We start from the raw sequence: 22,000 nt of genomic DNA on the forward strand, positions 1-22,000 counted from the left end.
TCCTAGATAGAAAAGCGTAGTTTAAAGAAAAACCTCTGGAGTTCCCAGAGGTTTTGGTTCCTGATTTAGTTTCTACTTGTTACTCCAACTTGTCCTTAGTCATTTCCCGATAATGAAGGAAATTATTTGATTTGAGTAGTTAGTCAAGTACTCAAAGGTGGGGGTATGTTATCCGGTGGACAACGCCAACGCATAAATAAATTTAGGCGATGCACTGAGCTGAGCCGAAGTGGGCTTGAAAAGACACCTAGCAGTGGAATTCAAGAATCTTTCTCTCCTGTTCCCTGCTCTCTGCCCCCCTGCCTCTTTGGTCATGTCCGGCTTATAGTAACAAATATTACAATATGCCAGCGATTAATTCCTATCTCCTCCCCATAATGCCTGCACTACTTGATCAGTCAATTCTTTACCAAACATCTGCTCTGCTAATTTATTCCCTGGGTCTCGTTCAGCACTGCTACGGCGCAAAAACAAGTCACGTTCTGCCAAAGCAGTCCGTATATCTTCTGGCACAGGCTCTGCTTCGTCTACCCAGTTTATCCAGCGTTCGAGCATTTCGTTTGCAAATGTCCGAAGCAGGTTGACTGTATCATTTGTGGCTAGACTTGTATAGCATAACCCGATAGGCGACATAAATTGACGAATATACACGCTCTTGCTGGTGTACATTGAAAGACTTGGTTCCTCCTGCAAATTCAGGAATAACTGATTAACAGGCTCATAGTAGCGTTCTAGATAGTCCAGGTCTGTTAATAAATCAGTTCGAGGAATGTAATCTAAATAAAAGAAAATATCTGGAAGCGTACCAAACTCAAACGTTAGATGGGGAACACGTATGTGGGACCCTAACCAAACAGTCAGACGTATGACACTAAAATTTGACCTTTCGTTATGCGACAACACATGGACTAGCCAATCAACTTCTGTACCAGAAAAAGCCTTGAGTGAACCCTGAAAATTTCCATCAATGCTGCTGTAGCTATTTAAATCATTTGTAAAATGTGCTGGATTTAGCTGAAAACGATTCTCTAGCTTTTGTCGCAATTGGTTTGTAATAGTCCATAACTGCTCAAATACAGATGTATTATCTGAGTTGATTTCTTGGTAAATCATTGTTTTTTTTGCTGGGACATTGAGCATGAACAATAAAAACTTTCATGATTGCTTCTTAATTTTAAGGACGAAGTAAATCTGGGATAATGAGTACCAATTTTGTGAGAATAAATTTAATTTTTTTATTGGCATATGATGTCAACTCGCCAATTGCTACAAGTTAGTTGACAATTTGCCTGTGAAAAAGATGCACTCATGGCAGCTAAAGTCATAAATTGTCAGTTGTCTTTAGATCAGCTTGTTGATATCAAAGCTGTTGCAATTTTACAATACCAAGACTTACGCAACTGGCACAGCGCGATCGCCAGACAGTTCTACACCAAAAACATGGGGATTACTGGGCGTTTAAGCTGTTGAATTAAATAGTTTGATAAATCCACGCTGTGTTGTCATAAGCGTGGCTGTTTGGTGTTTGGCGTTCCCACTTGCGCTGTAATTCCGGAACCGCGATTACCCAACAAAGTAGCTTTAGAAGCACTTGACTCGGTTGTCAAGAAAGTCCCTACACTGTGCCAGTTGTGTAAGTCCTAAATACAAAGGACGTGGTAGACCTAGTAAGGATGCTCAAGTAACGAAACACTATCAAATTCATCATCCGCGTTCGCCATCTAAAAGCAGGCTGAATTTCTTGCTCGCAATTTGTGATTAATTCTTCGCCTGTGGTTGCGAACCAGGAATCGTTACATCTATTGGTGTCACCTGTGCTGCTAGCTGCGTCAATGGCGGTTGAATGGCGGTTTGATTCCCCACGATTAGAGTTACAATCCTTTCTGGCTTGAGGTATTCTCGTGCTACCCGTTGCACATCAGCGACGGTGGTGGCGGCGACGGCTTTCTGATAGCGAAAGAGAAAATCAGCAGGATAGCCGTAATATTCGTATCGCATCAACCGTGATAAGGTCTGGCTGGGGTCTTGAAAGTTGAATACAAAAGAGTTGAGTGTAGACTCTTTGGCAAAAGCCAGTTCTTTTGCTGTTACTCTTTGAGTTTGGATGCGCTTGATTTCAGCTTGTAAGGCTTTGACAAACTGCACAGTAGCATCCGATCGCGTTTGTCCACCAGCAATAAACATACCAGGATAGTCGTAGCGGGGACTCCACTGGCCATAGACAGAGTAAGCTAAACCTTGACGCGATCGCACTTCATTAAATAAGCGTCCACCAAACCCATTTAACACCCCATTTAATACATCCAGCGCCGCATAATCAGGATTGTCGAACCGTCCGCCTAAATGCCCGATAAGCACACTACTTTGTGTTAGTTGTGGCTGATTTACAAAGAAGACTCCACCTGTATTAGCTGGCGAAACCTTTGGTAATTTGGGTTTAGCAATACCTGGGTTGCGGTTCCAGTCACCAAACTTTGCTTGAACGAGCGATCGCATTTTCTTCGCATCAAAATCTCCCACAATCCCTAAAATCATATTATTGGGGTGGAAATATTGCTGATAGAACTTGAGCAAATCCTCACGGAAAACCTGATCTACCGTTGCATACTCTATCGTGCGAGCATAGGGACTATCTTTCCCATAGATCAATTTCTTAAATTCTCGACTAGCAATACTATCTGGATCGTCATTGCGACGGGCAATGCCACCCTTAGCTTGTGTCTTAGCTAAGTCTAGCTTTTCTTGAGCAAATACTGGCGATCGCACCACCTCGGCAAACAGCCCAAACACCGTTTCTAAATCTTCACTGAGTGCGTCAAAGCTAGCACTACCAAAAGCTTCAGCAATACCAACTTCTACAGAAGCCGCCCGTTGTTCCAATATCTCGTTGAGTTCATCAGCTGAATGCTTCTTAGTTCCCCCAGTTCGCATTACTGCGCCTGTAAAACCAGCTAAACCGACTTTTTCCAGTGGTTCCAAGCGATTCCCTGTCCGCACAAACGCCGTCCCATTCACCAACGGTAACTCGTGATCCTCCATTAAATAGACAACCAAGCCGTTTTGGAGAACAAACCGCTCATACTTGGGTAACTTAATCTCAGGTAGCGGTGGCAACTGCAACTCACTATAATGCTTTGCTTGTGCCGTCGCCGCCAGAGAAAAATTACAAGTTAAAAGTAAACACGCAAAAACTGCAACCAAAGCATAAATAAACCCCTTGCCATTTTGAATCTTGAACACCATCCGCTTTTTACCCTTCACCTTGTACCTCTGCATATCTCTCTACCTTTGCGCCCTTTGCGGTTCATTTCTCTTAAGCTTCTTTCGACAACAACTTACCAATCGAACGATTTTCAGCCGTAAACGTCTCCTTTGCCACCCGTTGAATATCAGCCGTCTTTACTGCTGCAATGTCATCCAACTGCTTAAACAAATTCCGCCAAGAGCCAGTTTTCACCTCATATTCCAACAATTGTTGAGCCATCCCCATATTTGAGTCGAGGGTACGTAACAAGCCCGCTCGTGCTTGGGTTTTCACCCGTTCCAAATCAGCCGCTTCTACAGGCTCAGTTTTTAATTTGTCAATTTCTTGACGCAAAGCCACCGCCAACTCATCAACTGTATGACCAGGAGCTGTGAGAGCATAGAAAAATATCAGGTTTGGGTACTTATCTCCAGGAAATCCACTGTAACCTTGGGCATTTAGCGCCAAACGCTGCTTTTCTACCAAAGACTTATACAACCGCGACGTGCGCCCATCACTTAATAAACTGCCAATGATTTCATAGACTGCATTATCTGGATGGGTAATTGCCGGACGATGATAACCTTCTAAATACCAGGGTTGAGAAGGTAGCTGTAAAGTAACTTCCCGTGTTTGTTGTTGTAGCGGTTCCGCCGGGATTTGTTCAACAGCTTTGGTTTTTGCTTGATAGGGGCCAAAATAAGTTTGCGCCAGTTTTTTCACCTCAGCCGATTTAACATCTCCGACAATAGCGATCGCTAAATTACTTGGTACATAGTGAGTATCAAAAAAATTCTGGACATCTTCTGGTGTCAAATTGCGGATATCTTCGTCATAACCAATCACTGGACGCCTGTAGGGATGAACTTTGTAAGCAGTATCAATAAACTTTTCCACCATCAGTCCAATGGGTGAATTCTCCACCCGCATCCGGCGTTCTTCTAAAATTACATCTTTCTCTTTATAAAACTCACGACGAATTACAGGATCTAGAAATCGTTCCGACTCCAGCGACATCCAAAGTTCTAGCTTATTGGCAGGAAAACTGTAAAAATAACGAGTGGCTTCAGTAGAAGTATTGGCATTTAAACCCACGCCTCCCGCTTGTTCCACAATTTGCCCCAGTTCATTTTGCTTGACTAGCTTACCTGCTTGTGATTCTACTTGTTTAAACTCAGTTTCTAACCGAGCAACTTCATCTTTTTTGCCTTCGGCTTTCGCTATTTTAATTTGAGTATCTAACTGCTGCAAGCGCTCTAGTAGGGGTTTTTCTGCTTTGTAGTCTTGTGTGCCAATGCGCGTTGTCCCTTTGAACGCCAAATGCTCAAGAAAATGAGCTACGCCAGTTTTACCATCTGACTCATCCACACCACCGACATTGGCATAGGTAAGAAAGGAAACTACGGGCGCTTGATGTCGTTCCAAGACAATAAATTTTAGACCATTGTCGAGGCGAAACTCCGTTAACTGCTTAATCACTCGATCCAAATAAGGTTGGATCGAACTTTGAACCGATGGGGTTTGAGTTTTGGCTGCTTGAGGAAGTGCCGTTTGAGTTTGAGCCAGAGCAATTTCTGGTAGTAATCCCCAGCAAAGGACGATCAAAGCCAACAAAGTGACAAACAACCGCTGCAATCTGACAGATAGTTTATCTAACCAATCCAAAATCGTTCGATGGTTCCTGAGCAAAGTCGTTGGCGCAGCCTCTGGTAGAGAAGGACTGAGCGTCCCTTGCGCGTCTTGTAGAGAAGTCGTACTCCGCAGGAGTTGCAAGCTACGCGTAGCGTTCTGCAAGAAAGTTCCCAATCTGTCTTGGAAAGTTCTAATCGCCGGAAACCGGCGCTCAGACTTTCCGCAAAATCTCAAAATTGACCGACTGATCTGGTTCATAAGCGAAAATTAAGATAAAGTTACACTACCTAAGAAACAGGATACTTAGCAAAAGGACGTTAATCTTGTATTAAGCTTTCAGTGGCTTTTTTACTTGATGTTAGACAATAATGCTACAAATCGTGTTCTGCAAATCTCACCATAACTGTTATGCGAGTTTTTAATTCTTCCCCACCCTCAGAGGCTCAGACGCGCACCCGGATTTTACAGGCAGCACAACGATTGTTCGCCGCTCAGGGATTTGACGGCACTACCACCCGTGATTTAGCACAGGCAGCAGGTGTAGCTGAAGGCACTCTATTTCGTCATTTTCCCAATAAAAAGGCAATTTTGGTGGAAGTAGCGACGAGTGGCTGGGTAGAGATTCTTACAGATTTGCTGACAGAATTGAGTGAAATGGGCACTTATAAAGCCGTAGCTCAAGTGATGCGTCGCCGGATGTGGAATTTCCAAAAAAATGCCGATTTGATGCGCGTTTGTTTTATGGAGGTGCAGTTTCACCCCGATTTGCGCGATCGCATCCAATTAGAAGTGATTACTAAAATGACCGATGTGGGCGAAGCGTTCTTTCAAACAGCGATGGATAAAGGCATTTATCGCCAAATGGATGCCAAGCTGGTTGCTAAAGTTTTCTTGGGAATGTTTGCGATCGCAGGTTTTTCTAACAATACCCTCATGGAACCTGAGGCTTCCCCCCAACAAATGCAGGAAATGGCTGAAGGACTGGCTGATATCTTCCTTAATGGTGTTTTAGCCAAAGAGTAAAGAATTATCAGTTAGGAGTTATGAATCATGAATTATGAATTATGAATTTTAACTCCTCACTTCTAACTAATGATTGCTTTGGCTTGTTGACTCCACTGTTGTACTAGCTCAATCGCTGGACACAAATCTCGTCGCTGCATTGTTGCTACTTGCAAACGCATAATTTGTTGGTGCAATCTATGAGTCGGAGTATGAGCTAACTGTGCTACAGAACCAATACCTGCATGGAGCAATAAACCACAATATTGTACGCCTACACTGGGAATGCGCGCCAAGTCAGCTAAAGCCATCCATTTATTTACATACTGAAGATGAATCTGTAGTTTATTTGCTAACGCCAGCCGTGCCTCTAGAGTCTTGCCTTGTTTGACTAGCGCTACTGTGCTAGTAATCCCACAATTTTGCAGTTGAGATTGTTCTTCGTGGCTCAGTCCAGGTAATTGCTCGATTGGCCAGTCACCAGATGTAAGCAGATTTCGAGTATTTGTATTTTTAGCAGACATTTTTAAAACTAAATATAGGCTTCTTTTAATATTGTGACAAATGAAAAAAACTTAATCACATAATATAGTAATCCTAAATCAAACGCGCAGAAACAAGATCCTCGACTTCTTAGAGAAGTCGGGGATCTGAGCCTTTCAATTTTGGCATTGTTTTGCTGCTACCCTGCGGTAATATTTGATGAACATACATCTAAATGCAATCTACTGCAATGCAATTGTATTGACTAACAATGCGATTGTATTGACTGACAATGCAATTGTATCGACTGACAATGCGATTGTATTGACTGACAATGCGATTGTATTGACTGACAATGCAATTGTATCGATTGACAAAGCAATTGTATTGACCAACAATGCGATTGTATCGACTAACAATAACATTTCACCATCTTAGCTTATTAAAATGAAGCGGTAATTAACTCATCTCGCATAACAGTTACGGTTTGTCCGGCGAGAAAGACGCGATCGCCTCGTCCCCTAACGTTAAGATGGGTGTAAAAGATTTCAAATCTAGCTCGTTTATAGTGGATTGCAGCAAGCTCATGACCCCGATTCCAAAAAGCGCAGCCCAGTTGTATGAAATAGACTTTGTAGCATGGACAGAACAGACTGTACAACTCATTCGGGCTGGACAATTTGAACAGGTAGACTGGGATGCTGTGATTGAGGAGATTGAAAACTTGGGACGGTCAGATCGGCGGGAATTAAAAAACCGCTTGGAAATATTATTACAGCATTTGCTCAAGTGGCAATATCAGTCTAGTTTGCGGAGTGGCTCCTGGCAAAATACGATTAATGAGCAACGCAACCGGATTACAGATTTGTTACAAGAGAGTCCCAGCCTCAAGTTCTATCCAGAAGAAGTTTTAGCCCAATGTTACCATCGGGGATTGAAAGCTGCTAGTAATGAAACTGAACTACCAATAGATACGTTTCCAGTAAAATGTCCTTATGCCATTGCCCTAGTTCTTGATGCTGAGTTTTTGCCGGATGCGATTGATTTGTAATATAGGTTTATGCAGTAATTAACTCACCTCGCATAACAGTTACAGCTTGTCCGGCAAGAAAGACGCGATCGCCTCCTGTATAACGTACTTTCACTACCCCACCGCGACTGGATGCCTGATAAGCCAATAACTCATCTTTGTGCAAGCGATCGCGCCAAAAGGGAGCGAGACAACAATGAGCAGCCCCAGTAACGGGGTCTTCATTAATACCTACTCCTGGTGCAAAGAAGCGAGAGACAAAATCATAATTTCCATCTAAAGAAGCAATGCTGGTGACTATAACATCAGAAACAGGCAACGTTTTTAGTAATTGAAAATTAGGCTGCATTTGCCGCACCAAGTCTTCCGATTCCAATTCCACTAAATAACCTAGTGAATTCTGCAAGACAGATTTGTATGATACACCCAAAGCCTTGCTCAGTTCTGGAGGAGCGATCGTTTCTTGTGAGTGATTCACAGGAAAATCTAACTCAATCCACTCACCTTGCAACTTTGCAATCAGCACTCCGCTTTTGGTGTAGAAACGTGCAGCTTCATTCGGTGACAAATGTCCCTCTGACCAAAGTACATGGGCACTAGCTAAAGTTGCATGACCACAAAGCGGTACTTCCACCGTGGGCGTAAACCAACGCAGATTGAAGCCATCATCTTGTTTAACTAGAAAAGCCGTCTCAGATAAATTCATTTCCTGCGCTACGTTCTGCATCCAGTGTTCGTCTTGGGGAGTAGGCAAAACACAGACAGCAGCAGGATTCCCTGCGAAAGGTATATTTGTGAAAGCATCAACCTGAGTAATGATTTGTCTCATTAGAGTCGCTTTAAAAGTTAGACAGCAATATATTTCTCAGGAGTGCGTTAAAAATTTATGCCGACTGTTACGATTATTCTCAGACGGCTAATCGTTCGTAGTTTAGCAAAGCCGTATTACCAAAACGCGTGTTACATCCAAATGAGAACCCCCATATACAGTACTTTATAAATTAGGAATACAATCTCCGAAAACTGGGGTCAATGTTCAAGCAAAACGAAAACATGAGGATAAAAATCTTCAGAAGCATCTTTGCTACTGTCAACTTAGCGCTAATTTCTGGAGGATTAGTTAGTTGTGTTGTTGAGGTACCGCAGCGCTCTGCTCCAACTGAGCAACAAAAACCAGTCCTACAATCTACCCAACAGCCTAACCAGACTAACCAGAAGGACAAAAATGACGACGACAAACATCGCGATCGCAAGGATGATAAAGACGATGACGATAAAGAAGATAACGACTAAATAAAGACAAAACTATAACCTTGAGTTTCCATTTATGCTTATCCAACAAACTTCTACTTCCCTCGTGGATACTTTACGTTTCCGACGACAACAATTAGCCAACCTGATTAATTTTCCAGTAATTCTGTGGTCAGGTAGCAACAGTCCGCGCAACTTTCCAGTAAATCTTCTTCCGTTTCGCGCTAGCAGTCATTTCCTCTATTTTGCCGGACTGCCGTTATCAAAGGCGGCAATTCGTCTAGAAGCGGGTAGGCTAGAACTATTCATCGACGATCCATCACCCAGCAGCGCCCTTTGGCATGGAGAAACCCCAACGCGCGAGGAAATAGCCCAGAAGATTGGGGCAGATGTGGCAGGGCCAATGGCAGAATTAGAATCTTGGGTAGAAGATGCCGCCACAGTTGCTGTACAAGATGCAGCTACTTGGACGCAACAATCGCAGCTATTAAATAGATGGGTTTTACCACAAAGTCCTCCCCAAGGAATTGATTTGGAGTTAGCTAAGGCGATCATTTCTCTCCGCCTGACTCATGATGAAGCTGCATTAACCCAGTTGCGAAAAGCGGCGGCTGTCACTGTTGAGGTGCACAAAGTTGGTATGGCAGCAACACCAAAAGCGAAGCTGGAAGCAGAAGTTCGGGCAGCGATGGAAGGGGTAATTATTGCCCACAATATGACCACCTCATACAACAGTATTGTTACAGTTCACGGTGAAGTTTTGCATAACGAACACTATCACAATCCCTTACAACCAGGTGACTTATTGCTTGCTGATGTTGGCGCTGAAACGGAGATGGGTTGGGCAGGTGATGTCACTCGCACGTGGCCAGTTTCCGGGAAGTTTTCATCCACCCAGAGAGATATTTATAATGTCGTACTAGCAGCCCATGATGCTTGCATTGCCAAAATACACCCTGGTGTAGAGTATGGGGATATTCATTTGCTAGCTGCCAAAGTTATCGCTGAAGGTTTAGTAGAGTTAGGAATTTTACAAGGAAATCCCCAAGATTTAGTAGAGATGGATGCCCACGCCCTGTTTTTCCCTCATGGAGTCGGTCATATACTAGGTTTAGATGTTCATGATATGGAAGATTTGGGCGATTTAGCAGGGTATGAAGAGGGACGGGAAAGAAGCGATCGCTTTGGCTTAAGCTACCTGCGTTTAAATCGTCCTTTGCGTCCAGGAATGTTAGTCACAATTGAACCTGGCTTTTATCAAGTACCAGCAATTTTAAATGATGCCAATGTTCGCTCAAAATATCAGAATGTGGTGAATTGGCAACGTTTATCTGAATTTGCCGATGTCCGCGGAATCCGCATTGAAGATGATGTATTAGTCACTGAAGTAGGTAGCGAAGTTTTAACAGCCGCATTACCAAATGATGCCAGTGCTGTAGAAGATTTAGTGAGTTGTTAAAAAATAAGTAAATAAACATAATTAATTACACAATGTCATTGCGAATGCAGCGACCCGTTCGCTACCCGTCTTAAAAGACAAGTAGCGAAATGAAGCAATTCGCTTGCGGCTGGGATTGCACCTCTTATAGACCAAGCAAGGCGCGTAGCTTGCTTGTTCGTGTAGCGTCCCGTAAGGAAGGACTACGCTCCGCTTGCAATGACTGTAATTAATTAAGCTACAAGCAGCTAACAGCAAGATCCATAACTAGGGTATATCAGGTGCCGCAGCTACGCCCGTCGTAGACATTGCCTTTTTGGAGTACTAACTAAGGTATGTCGGATGCGATCGCCAGCTATTAAGAATGAGTTACGAAAAAATTTGGGCACCTGGCTTGTGTGGTGACTGAAAATTGCCATGAGCGATACCGACCGTAAGCTTTGCTAACGCCATACTAACCTATAATTTTTGATAAATATTATGATTACTACTAACCATGACTATTACCCTGACGACAAAAGAGTGGGAGGAACTATGGGCTGAAGCTGAAATGAATAGCCAGAAAAACCCAGAATCTAATGAATTTATTTATCAAATGCCAAGACTTCTGGGTAAAGGATATGTGCGAGATATTGAGGTGTATCCCCATCTGTTACTTTCAATTAGTGACTCTGAATATCACGATGATGTATTGATAGAAGTTCCTGAATATAATCATCCTCTGCAATTTTTTGTCTCGATTTTAGGAGTTAATACAGACGATACACTGATCTCTGGTGCTGGCGTTCAACGCTCATGGACTGCAAACAATCCAAAATCCCAACGGAGTGTGGGCGTTGATATTCACATGCCACCTTCGCTATTGGGAACCTTTTTCCCGACAGTAGGCGGCGAAATTCCTTCCCAGTTCAGCTTACTGGCCAAAGGTAATGATTGGCAGACAATGCTACAGCCCAAAAAGACTACTGCTGTCAACTCTGTGGCACAGCAAATCATTAACTGTCCTTATCAAGGAATCGCCAAGCTGATGTATTTGCAGGTGAGAGTGCTGGAACTGATCAGGTTGCAGTTAACTCCTCTGCTAGTGGATCAAGGTGGAGTGCAAAGGCCGCCACGATTGAAGGCAGAAACCATCGCCCGGATTCATCATGCCAAACAAATTTTGCACTCCCGTGTGGAAAATCCGCCGTCATTGCTGGAATTATCGCAGTTGGTGGGAGTGAGCGATCGCACTCTCAGACGTGGATTTCAGGAACTCTTTGGCACAACTGTATTTAGCTACATAACCAATCAGCGTATGGAGTGGGCAGAGGAACTATTGCGGCAAGGCAATCTCTCCGTTGCTGAAGTTGCCAACCTAGTCGGTTATTGTAACTTGGGACACTTTGCAGCTGCCTTCAGACGCAGGTTCGGCATTACACCGGGGAAATGTTTATTGGGCAAGAAGTCCGTTTCGGGATCTGAAGCCGTTTTTGAGTAGACTTGATTGCCAACTCTTTTGTACACTCAATTTCACTGAGAACTAAGAAATAATTGCAATAATCCAGATTTTTTACTGAAGTTATCCTCCGGTATTGCTTGGGGATTGCAAAGCGTATCAATAAGCAAAGTTTTGTGAGCAGGTGTGTAAGGAGTTGTTATGAAGCGTTGGCGGTTTTTTAATAGTGTTTATCTGTGGCTGGCACTGATAACGGGATGTCTAAGTGCTGTTGCTATTCAACCAGGATGGGCAGATGTTAAACCAAGCAATGAAAAGTCAAAATCCGCGCTAACTTCAAAGATTCGTCATTTAATAGAGCATCCGATCGCCAGCGCTCAACAGCTTGTGCAGTCGCCTGCACCGCCAAACACGCCCTCAGCAGAAGTTGTGCAAGTAACGCAAGTGAAGGTAAATCGCACCGCACTAGGTGTAGAAGTTATTTTACAAACTACCAAAGGGCAACAGTTACAAGTTACTAATCGCAGTACTGGTAATAGTTTTATCGCTGATATTCCTAATGCCCAGCTGCACTTACAGTCGGGCGAGGCATTTACATTCCGTTCCGAAAAACCACTTGCGGGAATTACTGAAATAACAGTCACAAATTTTGATGCAAATACTATCCGGGTGACAGTTATAGGTGAGGCAAGCTCACCAACAGTCGAGTTATTTGACAGTGATGAAGGTCTTATCTTCGGGTTGACAACTGCTGCATCTACTGCACAGCAGCCACCCCAAACACAACCAACACCTGAACAACAGCAGCCAGCAAACCAAACCCAGCCACAACAACCATCGGCTTCTAGTGATCAGCCAATTGAATTAGTCGTGACGGGTGAGCAAGATGGCTATCGCGTACCGAATGCCAGTGTAGGGACTCGAACCGACACCCCCTTACGGGACATTCCCCAATCCATTGAAGTTGTCCCCCAAGAAGTGCTGCGCGATCAAAATGTCACCTACTTAGAGGATGCCTTAAAAAACGTAACTGGGGTAACTCCAGTGAGTTCGCCAGTAGGCTTTGGAGACGGTAGTCAGTTTACTATTCGAGGCTTTCAAACCACAAATCGCAGTGGCGGCAGTTTTCTTAGAAATGGATTTAGAGAGGGTGGAGATATACCCTCGGAAATCCCCAACATCGAAAAGATCGAAGTGCTCAAAGGTCCTGCTTCCGTGCTTTACGGTAATGCCAATCCGGGTGGAACCATCAACCTGGTTACGAAACAACCGCTGCGCGACCCCTTCTATGCCATTGATGCCACGATTGGCAATTATGACTTCTATCAGGGTACCATTGATTTGTCTGGACCGTTAAACGACTCTAGGACGGTTTTGTATCGCCTCAATGTGTCCTATTTGAATACAGGAAGCTTTATTGATTTCTTTGAAAGAAGTAACTTCTCGATCGCACCAATCGTGAGTTTTGCGATTGGGAAGCGCACTCGTCTTATCCTGGAAAGCGACTACACAGAAAGAAGCACAGTTGGTTATTTAGGCTTGCCAGCGCTCGGTACAGTACTCCTCAACCCCAATGGTCGTATTCCGCGCAATCGTCTCACTGGAGAGCCTGACGGTGTTGTTGATAACTCTATTTTCAGAGTGGGCTATCGGTTGGAGCATCAGTTTAGCGACAACTGGTCATTACAAAATGCATTTCGGGCGAGAATTCAAAAAAATAAACCTGGAAACGAGTTTTATATTGTTAATGCCTTTAATAATAGTCTTGACTCCTCCGATAATCGAACCCTCAACCGTAATGCGATTATCAATACTGTCGATAACGACGACTACGACTTAGCTATAAACTTGACTGGCAAATTTTCAACTGGATCAATTGATCATCAGCTAGTCTTTGGCGTTGATTTGAGCAGATCGTTCTTAGGATATGAGCAGTTTAGCACACCTGCACCACTAGACCTGTTTAACCCTGTGTATCGGCGACCTTTTGCTGAACCTTTCACTTTCGCTTTTGATGGTGAACAATTAACTAATGCTCTAGGGATTTATATTCAAGATCAAGTGACGCTGGCTCCTAATCTCAAGTTATTGCTGGGCGGGCGGTTTGATCTGTTTGAGCAAAGCAATCGTTTTCTGAGTGATACCACCAGTCAATCAGGGGATGGCTTCAGTCCGCGTGTCGGTATTGTTTATCAGCCCATTGAACCCATTTCACTCTATGCCAGCTACAGTCGTTCATTTTTTCCAAACAGCGGCACCGCCTTTGATGGTAGCGTTTTTGAACCAGAGCGGGGCACCCAGTATGAAGTTGGGGTCAAGGCAGATTTGAATGAGCGACTTTCGGCAACCCTTGCCTTTTACCACCTGACCCGCTCTAATATTGTGACCGATGATCCACTCCATTCAGGCTTCGGTATCCTAACGGGTGAGCAGCGCAGCCAAGGGGTTGAATTCAGCATTGGCGGCGAAATTCAGCCAGGGTGGAACATCATTGCAGGCTATGCTTACACGGATGCCCAAATCACAGAAGACAATATCCTACCTGTGGGTAATCGTTTGGCTAATGTCCCTGAAAATGCATTTAACCTATGGACAACCTATGAAATTCAGCGCGGTTCCTTGCAAGGCTTTGGTGTGGGCGTAGGCTTCTTCTTTGTCGGGGAGCGACAAGGCGATTTAGACAATAGCTTTCAACTCCCCAGTTATCTACGCACGGATGCCTCAATTTTTTACAAGCGCGATCGCTTCCGCGCCGCCATTAATGTTAGAAATCTGTTCAATGTAGATTATTTTGAAAGTACCACTGGTCCGTTGAGCGTTTATCCTGGTGCACCGTTTACGGTTGTAGGCTCGGTGTCAGTGGAGTTTTGACGAATTCAAAAGTGAAAACACTCATCAAGGAGAGCATCTTAATCATGGAATATCTATGATGTTACTATTTTAAGCCTTGCTAATTGGTTCCGTGAAGACATAGTATTCTACCTCGTGATATCTAAAATAATTCCAAATTCATGATCAAAAACCCCATAGGATTACTACTCAACGGAGTTATTGTCACCTTCGGACTATTGCCATTATTAGCTCAAGCACAGCAGCCGATTTCTGATACCCAAGTTGCGGCGATGGTAGAGGCGTTGCGACAGGCTGCACCGCAGACAAAAAATCCCAACGATGGACTTTACAGTGAATGGCAAGTTAAACCAGAAACCCTCAAAGGTTGGACAAAAACTTGTCTTAAACGAGAACTAACACCGACGCAGTTTGAAAACAGCCCTGCGATCGCCCGCCAAGTTGTATCCTGTATTACGCGCCGTGAGTTAAGCAATCAATTAGGCGCCACCAATAATAATGAAATTGCATCTGTGCGTGGCGCAGCTTGTTGGTGGATGACTGGTAACTATACAGGTTGCAACAAAGGTTTCACTGCTGACTATGTGCAAAAAGTTGTCCACTTTTACCAACAACAGCGTTCCAAACCAGCAGCAACTCAATTATAAAAGGGCAACTCTTACGGCAGTTTTCAAATCAATAGACCACGCGCATAGGAAAGAGGCTTTAAATTTCCCCCTTCCTAGTAGGGAAGGGGTAGGGGTTAGGCCTTTTTACGAATTACGAATTACTAATTGCTTTACTTTTTCGGCAACCCAATCGACACGATCCTTTCCCCAAAACCTTTCGCCTTCCACTATCCAAGTTGGGACTCCGGGACAGCCAAATTGCTCGTATTCTGCCAAAGCTGCCACTGCTGCAAGTCCAGCTGCTTCACCGTATACTAATTCCAAAATGCGATCGCCATTCAGCCCAACATCATTTGCGACTTTCCGAATCACAGACTCATCGTTAACATCAAGCAGGTCAATGTACGTAGCTCGAAAGAAAGCGGCATCAAGCAGATGCTCTTTCCCAGTTCCACAAGCAGCGTAATACGCTCTGGCAGGAAGTTCTTCGCGACCAAATTTCATTTTCTCCCAGCGCTTGACCCACCTACTAAATTCTTCAAGTTCCTTAAGCCGAATTTCAATGCCATACTTTTTCGCCCACCGCAGACAATCTTCTTTGTGATACGACGATAACAGGGCGCTTTCACTTCGTCCTTGCAGTTCAGCTACCTTTATACCTCGCTCCTTCGGGATGTAGATTGGTCGTCGTTCAATATCAACAGGCAATCCCCGCAAAGATTTTTCGGCAAGAGCAATACCAATATATGAATTTGCCGAGTGGTATATCGAGTATGAGTACACCATGATTCGCTGCGACATTTTGGCTCCTGTAGCCACCTAACTCATAAATGATTTTTGAATTTATTTTGCTCAAGCTTGTATGTTCTACCCAGAATCCAGTCAAAGAGAAAGATTTTTCCAGTAATTTAATGCCCATTCAAATGAACGCATATCAAACCTTTTACCAATTTGATATACCTCTTCCCAAGAATATACTTTTTTTGAAACTCTCTCCTGTGTGCCTGCTAAGTTGGAGATTACTATGTAGTATTTGCCTCGTCCCTTAATCTGCTTTTTGATTGTATCTACTACTCTACCTGCTGGTCTGAAAGTGATTTGAACATCATCAAGTGCTGGTTGCTTTCTGAGCGTAACTGCGGAATGACCTTCTGAGTATACACAGTCTCTTGAATCTTCAGGGTCTTGTTTATCCTTGAAAAGAGTCCACTGATGCCCAAGGTCACACATATATGCTCTATATTCTTTCATATATTTTCGCTCTCCTGCGCTTTATCAACTATTTACACTAAAATACTTACTTCATCTGTAGTGCTGGCATTTCTCCCTTTGAAAAAATCAAAATTTACACCCAAAGGACGGTTTACCACTTCAATAAAGGTAAGTATCTGGTTGCTACAGTCGCGGTGAAAAATACTAAGCTGGTAGATAGCACGTTAAAACTTTAGCGGAAATTCCAAATCGCATTCATCGGCGGTTTAGAATTCTCCATTGGCGAACTACCTGTAATTACATTATGTTTGATGCATTATCTGACCGTTTAGAATCCGCCTGGAAGAAACTGCGAGGACAGGACAAAATTTCTCAATCCAACATTCAAGATGCATTGCGCGAAGTACGCCGCGCCTTGTTGGAGGCAGATGTCAATCTCCAGGTAGTCAAAGATTTTATTAGCGAAGTCGAAGCCAAAGCACAGGGAGCCGAGGTGATTACCGGTGTGCGACCTGACCAACAGTTTATCAAAATTGTTCACGATGAACTGGTGCAGGTGATGGGAAAAGAAAATGTTCCCATAGCAGAAGCCCAGGAACAGCCTACCATCGTACTAATGGCTGGGTTGCAAGGAACTGGTAAAACCACGGCTACCGCTAAGTTAGCCTTACATCTGAGAAAATTAGATCGTAGCTGTTTGTTGGTGGCGACAGACGTATATCGCCCAGCAGCGATCGACCAGTTGGTGACGTTGGGTAAGCAAATTGACGTACCAGTATTTGAACTAGGAAGCGACGCAGATCCCGTAGAAATTGCCCGACAAGGTGTAGAACGCGGCAGGGCAGAAGGTGTAAACACAGTAATTATTGATACTGCTGGACGCCTGCAAATTGACGAAGACATGATGGCGGAATTAGCCAGGATCAAAGCAACTGTCCAACCCCATGAAACTTTGTTGGTGGTAGACGCGATGACTGGTCAAGAGGCAGCCAATCTTACCCGCACCTTCCATGAGCAGATAGGAATCACTGGGGCGATTCTGACTAAGCTGGATGGTGATAGCCGTGGTGGTGCAGCGCTGTCGGTGCGAAAGATTTCGGGAGCGCCGATTAAGTTTGTGGGCGTGGGTGAGAAAGTCGAGGCACTGCAACCGTTTTATCCCGATCGCATGGCATCGCGGATTCTGGGAATGGGCGACGTTCTCACCCTGGTAGAAAAAGCCCAAGAAGAGTTTGACTTAGCAGATGCTGAGAAAATGCAGGAGAAAATTTTGTCAGCGAAGTTTGACTTTACTGACTTTCTCAAGCAGTTGCGGATGCTGAAGAACATGGGATCTCTGGGAGGCTTCATCAAGATGATTCCAGGGATGAACAAGCTCTCAGACGATCAACTTAAGCAGGGAGAAACCCAGCTCAAGCGCTGTGAGGCGATGATTAACTCCATGACTCGCCAAGAACGTCACGATCCCGATTTATTAGCCAGTTCACCCAGTCGGCGGCGACGGATTGCTTCTGGCTCCGGTTATAGAGAGTCAGATGTGACTAAATTGGTGGGTGATTTCCAAAAAATGCGATCGCTCATGCAGCAAATGGGTCAAGGTGGCTTCCCTGGAATGCCGGGAATGTTCGGCGGCGGCGGTATGGGTAATGCCTTTGCAGGTGCAGGTAATCGTCCTCCTGCCCCAGGATGGCGGGGTTATGGTGGTGACGCCACAGGCACGAAAAAGAAAAAAACCAAAGATAAGAAGAAAAAAGGTTTTGGCAATCTTTAGTCATTTGTCCTTAGTTAATAACTAATGACTAATGACTAATAGCAGCAAATGCTAGGCAGTGCTAAAATTAGCATTTCGGCCTCAGATTTGATGAACAGAGGAAACTGACCCTGAATTTCTCGGCAGCAGCCAGATTTAAGCTACTTCCTCAGCAACTAGTTACTAACTAATATCTAACAACCAACAGGAGAATGATTCTTCAACCATGATCAAACTGCGCTTGAAGCGATACGGTAAAAAGCGGGAAGCAAGTTACCGCATTATCGCCATTAATAGTCTCACTCGCCGTGATGGCCGCCCCCTAGAAGAGTTGGGATTCTACAACCCCAGAACCGATGAAGTGCGACTAGACGTTCCCGGCATCGTCAAGCGACTACAACAAGGCGCTCAACCCACTGACACCGTCCGTCGCATTTTAGTAAAAGCCAATGTTTTTGAACAGGTCAGTGCCACAGCCGCATCATAATTCCGGAACAATATCCCCAACAGCTAGTCCCAACTATGTTGGGCTGGTTCAGTTTTTGGTGCAACCGTTTTTGGAATCTCCACAGACTTTAAGCGTCGATTGTGAAATTTCTCAGACCCTCAACCGGGTTTGGGTTCGCATCGCCTTTGATAGCACAGATAAAGGAAAAGTGTTTGGTCGAGGGGGACGTAATATTCAGGCGATTCGTACAGTAATTGCCGCAGCAGCTGCTACTGCTGGGCAATCAGTATACCTGGATATCTACGGCAGCACCACGCCGGGCCGCGAGGGTATGTCTTTTGATGAAGACACAGAAGAGCGATCGCCACCGCCAACTAGGAGAGAACCGCGGGCAAATGATGGGCCTAAACCCATTGTTAAACCCCGTCTCCGCTAGGTTAAAACTACAGAGCAAGTCTGAGCGGTTGTGATCACCTCCGCTCAGAATTTTTGTAAAGATGGAAAGTAGCAAAAAGATTTTTGGATCTTTTTTTGAACTCTTCACCAGTACCATACTGCTGATAGTAGGGGCGTACAGTTGTACGCCCCTACAGCCGATTCATTTGTTGCCAAGATTTTTTCAAAATGTAAGTAATAAAAGCTTAATTTCGCCCTTGGCGAGAAAACATTAACCTTTGTCAAACACAGATCCTCACCAATTAAGAAATACTATGGCAGGTGCCTTAACAATTCAGCTGCCGAATATTCCCAGTGTGATCGCTCTTGCAGGAGAAGGAGAAGAAAATCTCAAAACCCTATCTCAGCAAACAGGAGCCAGTTTAGTGCTACGTGGACAGGAATTACTGATTTGTGGTACCCAAGGGCAAATTGATCTGGCTTCTCGATTAGTGCGATCGCTTGAAGACCTCTGGATTAAAGGCAATACCATTTCCAGTGCCGATATTTCAACAGCCCGTCAAGCCATAGATAGCGATCGTCAAGGGGAACTGCAAGATTTACAGCGAGATGTCCTTGCTAAAACTCGTCGGGGTGAAGAAGTCCGTGCTAAAACCTTTCGCCAGCGTCAATATATCGACGCACTCCGTAAGCGTGACCTCACCTTTGGGATTGGGCCTGCTGGTACCGGCAAGACTTATCTTGCCGTTGTTGTCGCTGTGCAAGCACTCCTTGCTAACCAGGTTGAAAAGCTAATTTTAACTCGTCCTGCCGTCGAAGCCGGTGAAAAACTTGGCTTTTTGCCTGGAGACTTGCAGCAGAAAGTTAATCCCTATCTTCGCCCACTTTACGATGCTATTTATGAATTCATCGACCCAGAAAAAGTACCCAGTTTAATGGAACGTGGTGTGATTGAAGTCGCACCACTCGCCTATATGCGAGGACGCACCCTGAATAACGCCTTTGTAATTGTGGATGAAGCTCAAAATACTACACCTGCTCAGATGAAAATGGTTTTGACTCGTTTAGGCTTCCGTTCTCGGATGGTGATTACAGGCGATATGACACAAACTGATTTACCACTTCATCAACAATCGGGTTTAGTAGTGGCTTTACAAGTTTTAAAACAGGTTGAAGGCATTGCCTTTTGCGAATTTTCCCAAAAAGATGTTGTGCGCCATCCTCTAGTTCAGCGCATTGTCGCTGCTTATGAACAATACGAAAAATAGACATAGGGCATCAACAAATAACGAAGGATAACAATTTATGAGTACTACTTTGAAAGAATTTTTAGCAGCTTGTGAAACTCTTGGAACATTGCGTCTAATTGTCACTAGCAGCGCTGCTGTATTAGAAGCAAGGGGTAAGCTAGAAAAGTTATTTTATGCAGAATTACCAAAGGGTAAGTATGCGAATATGCACACCGAAGGCTTTGAGTTTCACTTGAATATGGACAAAATTACTCAAGTGAAATTTGAAACAGGTGAAGCGAAAAGGGGTAATTTTACAACTTATGCTATCCGGTTTTTAGATGAGAAACAGGAGCCTGCTTTAAGCCTATTTTTGCAATGGGGTAAACCGGGAGAATATGAATCAGGACAGGTTGAAACTTGGCAAGCTTTACGGGAGCAATATGGAGATATTTGGCAACCTTTACCAGCAGAAATTTAATCCGGCTAAACTGATAGGGGTGGAGGAAATCGGATATCTGCACTGAACTGCTCCACATTAACGCTGTGATGAATCGGTAAAACATATTCTAAATTTTCGTGGGGGCGAGGAATAATATGATAAGAAAGCACCTCGCCGCCGTTAACTCGCAGAACCGCCTTTAATGCTGCTGTTATCGCCACATTTACCTCGCCTACAACCCCCCGAATTAACACGGTAATTCGCCCCAAATCAGTATTTTCATAACCAACAAGGGTGATACGGGCCGCTTTACACATGGCATCTCCCGCTTCTACTGCTGTGGGAACGCCATAAACTTCAATCATACCTAATGCCAATGTCATGCTATTACCATAATTTGGGATTGTCGGGTTAAGTATCTTTAACTATATTGGCTCTTTGTGATGGTAAATCAGTGACTAAACGGTATTCGGTGGGTGAATAGCTAGTAGAATAATACATAATAGCTGAAGTGCATTATTATCTCATAGATTAAGTAAATTGGCACAAATAAACTGAACTATACAAAAAAAGTAAAACTCTGTGATTAGTTTTTAGTCAGCGCTTGAGCGTTAAACCACTTACTACAAACTTTTAATTTTTTACAAAAACTTACTTGATTTTTAATCGATAAATACGAAACTGCTAATGCGTACAATGAAGGTAATTTGGAGTTTTTGCTTGCTGATTTTATTCCTATTGTGGAGTGGCGAAGCTCTTGCAGAAGAGTTATCTCAACGGTTAGCAAATTTTCCCCAATGGGAAAAATTAACTTCAGTCCAACCGGCTTCGGGTGATTTGGTTTACCCTGAATGGATGGCTGGTTATTGGCAACTTAGAAGTACGTTGGTAGATTTAGTCGCGCCTTTAGCACCAGATATCGTAACACCAGGGTTTGAAGGTAATCGCCGACAATTAAATCAGCCTGTGAGTTTTGTAGTAAGATTTGTGAAAGAGCAACCACATTTTTCTGGGTTAAAAATATTTCCTCAGACAGATTACAAATCCCCAATTTTAATCGCAGATAGAGCGTTTAATAGCTTGAATTTGGCACGCGCTTATTTAGGGGATGAAGCGGTGTTATTAGTTAAAATAGATCCAGATTCACCTAATCGTCAGATTACATTTTTGCGTAACAGTCACCAACTAGTTTCCATTGTGACTGCACGGGCCACAGAAACTGCCCCTAATGGCAAGTTCATCACTACAGAAGTGTTTCAACAACTATTTAAAGGTGGTTCACGCCCCTATTTCAACTCTGTAGAATCTACCACCGCTTATCATAAACTACCAACAGCTAATCTGGCGATTGAGGCAGATCAAGTTACTGCTGTCTATCTTTCACCCCAAGATCCAGATTACTTTAAGGCTGGTTCTCGACCTGTTGCCCTCTATCGCTATCGCCTAGAATTTGTCCCAGCGCAAATGCCTACTACTTCAAAGAAGTCATTTAAACATATTAGCCCTTGATTTGTTTGTATTACGATTGTAGTACAAAAAATGCCAAG

At 43.9% G+C, this 22,000-nt stretch carries 22 protein-coding genes; 14 read left to right on the top strand and 8 right to left on the bottom strand.

Features of this window, described 5'->3' with window-relative positions:
- Positions 1-354: 354 nt before the first annotated feature.
- Entirely contained in the window at positions 355-1,113 is a 759-nt protein-coding gene (locus V7K40_RS18060; protein WP_334961990.1) for a red chlorophyll catabolite reductase, read from the bottom strand.
- A gap of 195 nt (positions 1,114-1,308) precedes the next feature.
- Here V7K40_RS18060 and V7K40_RS18065 point away from each other — a divergent pair, with 195 nt between their 5' ends.
- Positions 1,309-1,470, top strand: coding sequence for a hypothetical protein (locus V7K40_RS18065; protein WP_334961992.1), 162 nt, complete (start codon positions 1,309-1,311; stop codon positions 1,468-1,470).
- Between the two features lie 288 nt (positions 1,471-1,758).
- On the opposite strand, the gene V7K40_RS18070 is transcribed toward V7K40_RS18065, so the two are convergent.
- A complete protein-coding gene (locus tag V7K40_RS18070) occupies positions 1,759-3,276 on the bottom strand; it encodes a pitrilysin family protein (RefSeq protein ID WP_334961994.1) in 1,518 nt (505 codons plus the stop codon).
- Between the two features lie 37 nt (positions 3,277-3,313).
- Positions 3,314-4,912, bottom strand: coding sequence for a pitrilysin family protein (locus tag V7K40_RS18075; RefSeq protein WP_334962158.1), 1,599 nt, complete (start codon positions 4,910-4,912; stop codon positions 3,314-3,316).
- 372 nt (positions 4,913-5,284) lie between these two features.
- Between V7K40_RS18075 and V7K40_RS18080 the strand changes: the two genes are divergently transcribed.
- Positions 5,285-5,899: a TetR/AcrR family transcriptional regulator gene (locus tag V7K40_RS18080; protein ID WP_334961996.1), complete on the top strand. Its 615-nt coding sequence runs from the start codon at positions 5,285-5,287 to the stop codon at positions 5,897-5,899.
- Between the two features lie 62 nt (positions 5,900-5,961).
- Here the strand turns inward: V7K40_RS18080 and V7K40_RS18085 are convergent, their stop codons facing one another.
- Positions 5,962-6,402, bottom strand: a complete 441-nt coding sequence (locus V7K40_RS18085) for a DUF4332 domain-containing protein (RefSeq protein WP_334961998.1) — start codon at positions 6,400-6,402, stop codon at positions 5,962-5,964.
- 545 nt (positions 6,403-6,947) lie between these two features.
- Between V7K40_RS18085 and V7K40_RS18090 the strand changes: the two genes are divergently transcribed.
- Positions 6,948-7,412 carry a DUF29 domain-containing protein gene (locus V7K40_RS18090; RefSeq protein WP_334962000.1) on the top strand — a complete coding sequence of 155 codons (465 nt, stop codon included), beginning with the start codon at positions 6,948-6,950 and terminating at the stop codon, positions 7,410-7,412.
- 7 nt (positions 7,413-7,419) lie between these two features.
- On the opposite strand, the gene V7K40_RS18095 is transcribed toward V7K40_RS18090, so the two are convergent.
- Positions 7,420-8,220 carry a PhzF family phenazine biosynthesis protein gene (locus tag V7K40_RS18095; protein ID WP_334962002.1) on the bottom strand — a complete coding sequence of 267 codons (801 nt, stop codon included), beginning with the start codon at positions 8,218-8,220 and terminating at the stop codon, positions 7,420-7,422.
- Between the two features lie 203 nt (positions 8,221-8,423).
- Here V7K40_RS18095 and V7K40_RS18100 point away from each other — a divergent pair, with 203 nt between their 5' ends.
- The 5 genes from V7K40_RS18100 (at position 8,424) to V7K40_RS18120 (ending at position 15,015) form a co-directional block, all read left to right on the top strand.
- A complete protein-coding gene (locus V7K40_RS18100) occupies positions 8,424-8,684 on the top strand; it encodes a hypothetical protein (protein WP_334962004.1) in 261 nt (86 codons plus the stop codon).
- Between the two features lie 34 nt (positions 8,685-8,718).
- Positions 8,719-10,101: an aminopeptidase P family protein gene (locus V7K40_RS18105; protein WP_334962006.1), complete on the top strand. Its 1,383-nt coding sequence runs from the start codon at positions 8,719-8,721 to the stop codon at positions 10,099-10,101.
- 475 nt (positions 10,102-10,576) lie between these two features.
- Positions 10,577-11,560 (top strand): AraC family transcriptional regulator, encoded by a 984-nt coding sequence (locus tag V7K40_RS18110; protein ID WP_334962008.1) that lies wholly within the window; start codon positions 10,577-10,579, stop codon positions 11,558-11,560.
- Between the two features lie 159 nt (positions 11,561-11,719).
- The gene (locus V7K40_RS18115) at positions 11,720-14,389 is read left to right on the top strand and encodes a TonB-dependent siderophore receptor (RefSeq protein WP_334962010.1); all 2,670 of its coding nucleotides are present in this window, start codon (positions 11,720-11,722) and stop codon (positions 14,387-14,389) included.
- Positions 14,390-14,529: 140 nt separating this feature from the next.
- On the top strand, positions 14,530-15,015 hold the full coding sequence (locus tag V7K40_RS18120) for a hypothetical protein (protein WP_334962012.1): 486 nt from the start codon (positions 14,530-14,532) through the stop codon (positions 15,013-15,015).
- Positions 15,016-15,120: 105 nt separating this feature from the next.
- Here the strand turns inward: V7K40_RS18120 and V7K40_RS18125 are convergent, their stop codons facing one another.
- On the bottom strand, positions 15,121-15,777 hold the full coding sequence (locus V7K40_RS18125; protein ID WP_334962014.1) for a DsbA family protein: 657 nt from the start codon (positions 15,775-15,777) through the stop codon (positions 15,121-15,123).
- Positions 15,778-15,858: 81 nt separating this feature from the next.
- Entirely contained in the window at positions 15,859-16,227 is a 369-nt protein-coding gene (locus tag V7K40_RS18130) for a hypothetical protein (RefSeq protein ID WP_334962016.1), read from the bottom strand.
- A 265-nt stretch (positions 16,228-16,492) separates the two neighbouring features.
- On the opposite strand from V7K40_RS18130, the gene ffh reads away from it, so the two are divergent.
- From ffh to V7K40_RS18155, 5 genes are all read left to right on the top strand, one after another.
- Positions 16,493-17,959, top strand: a complete 1,467-nt coding sequence (gene ffh / locus V7K40_RS18135; protein WP_334962018.1) for a signal recognition particle protein — start codon at positions 16,493-16,495, stop codon at positions 17,957-17,959.
- Positions 17,960-18,164: 205 nt separating this feature from the next.
- Complete coding sequence (rpsP, locus tag V7K40_RS18140) at positions 18,165-18,425, top strand: 30S ribosomal protein S16 (protein WP_298911042.1); 261 nt, start codon at positions 18,165-18,167, stop codon at positions 18,423-18,425.
- A complete protein-coding gene (locus tag V7K40_RS18145; protein WP_334962020.1) occupies positions 18,388-18,822 on the top strand; it encodes a KH domain-containing protein in 435 nt (144 codons plus the stop codon). The genes rpsP and V7K40_RS18145 overlap by 38 nt, the downstream gene beginning before the upstream one ends.
- A gap of 274 nt (positions 18,823-19,096) precedes the next feature.
- On the top strand, positions 19,097-20,050 hold the full coding sequence (locus tag V7K40_RS18150; RefSeq protein WP_334962022.1) for a PhoH family protein: 954 nt from the start codon (positions 19,097-19,099) through the stop codon (positions 20,048-20,050).
- Between the two features lie 37 nt (positions 20,051-20,087).
- Positions 20,088-20,492 (top strand): ChuX/HutX family heme-like substrate-binding protein, encoded by a 405-nt coding sequence (locus V7K40_RS18155; protein WP_298911033.1) that lies wholly within the window; start codon positions 20,088-20,090, stop codon positions 20,490-20,492.
- A gap of 5 nt (positions 20,493-20,497) precedes the next feature.
- On the opposite strand, the gene V7K40_RS18160 is transcribed toward V7K40_RS18155, so the two are convergent.
- Entirely contained in the window at positions 20,498-20,836 is a 339-nt protein-coding gene (locus V7K40_RS18160) for a carbon dioxide-concentrating mechanism protein CcmK (protein WP_334962024.1), read from the bottom strand.
- A gap of 304 nt (positions 20,837-21,140) precedes the next feature.
- On the opposite strand from V7K40_RS18160, the gene V7K40_RS18165 reads away from it, so the two are divergent.
- The gene (locus tag V7K40_RS18165; RefSeq protein ID WP_334962026.1) at positions 21,141-21,962 is read left to right on the top strand and encodes a DUF6816 family protein; all 822 of its coding nucleotides are present in this window, start codon (positions 21,141-21,143) and stop codon (positions 21,960-21,962) included.
- Positions 21,963-22,000 lie beyond the last annotated feature (38 nt).

This window comes from Nostoc sp. (genome assembly GCF_036917195.1).
Classification (GTDB): domain Bacteria; phylum Cyanobacteriota; class Cyanobacteriia; order Cyanobacteriales; family Nostocaceae; genus Nostoc.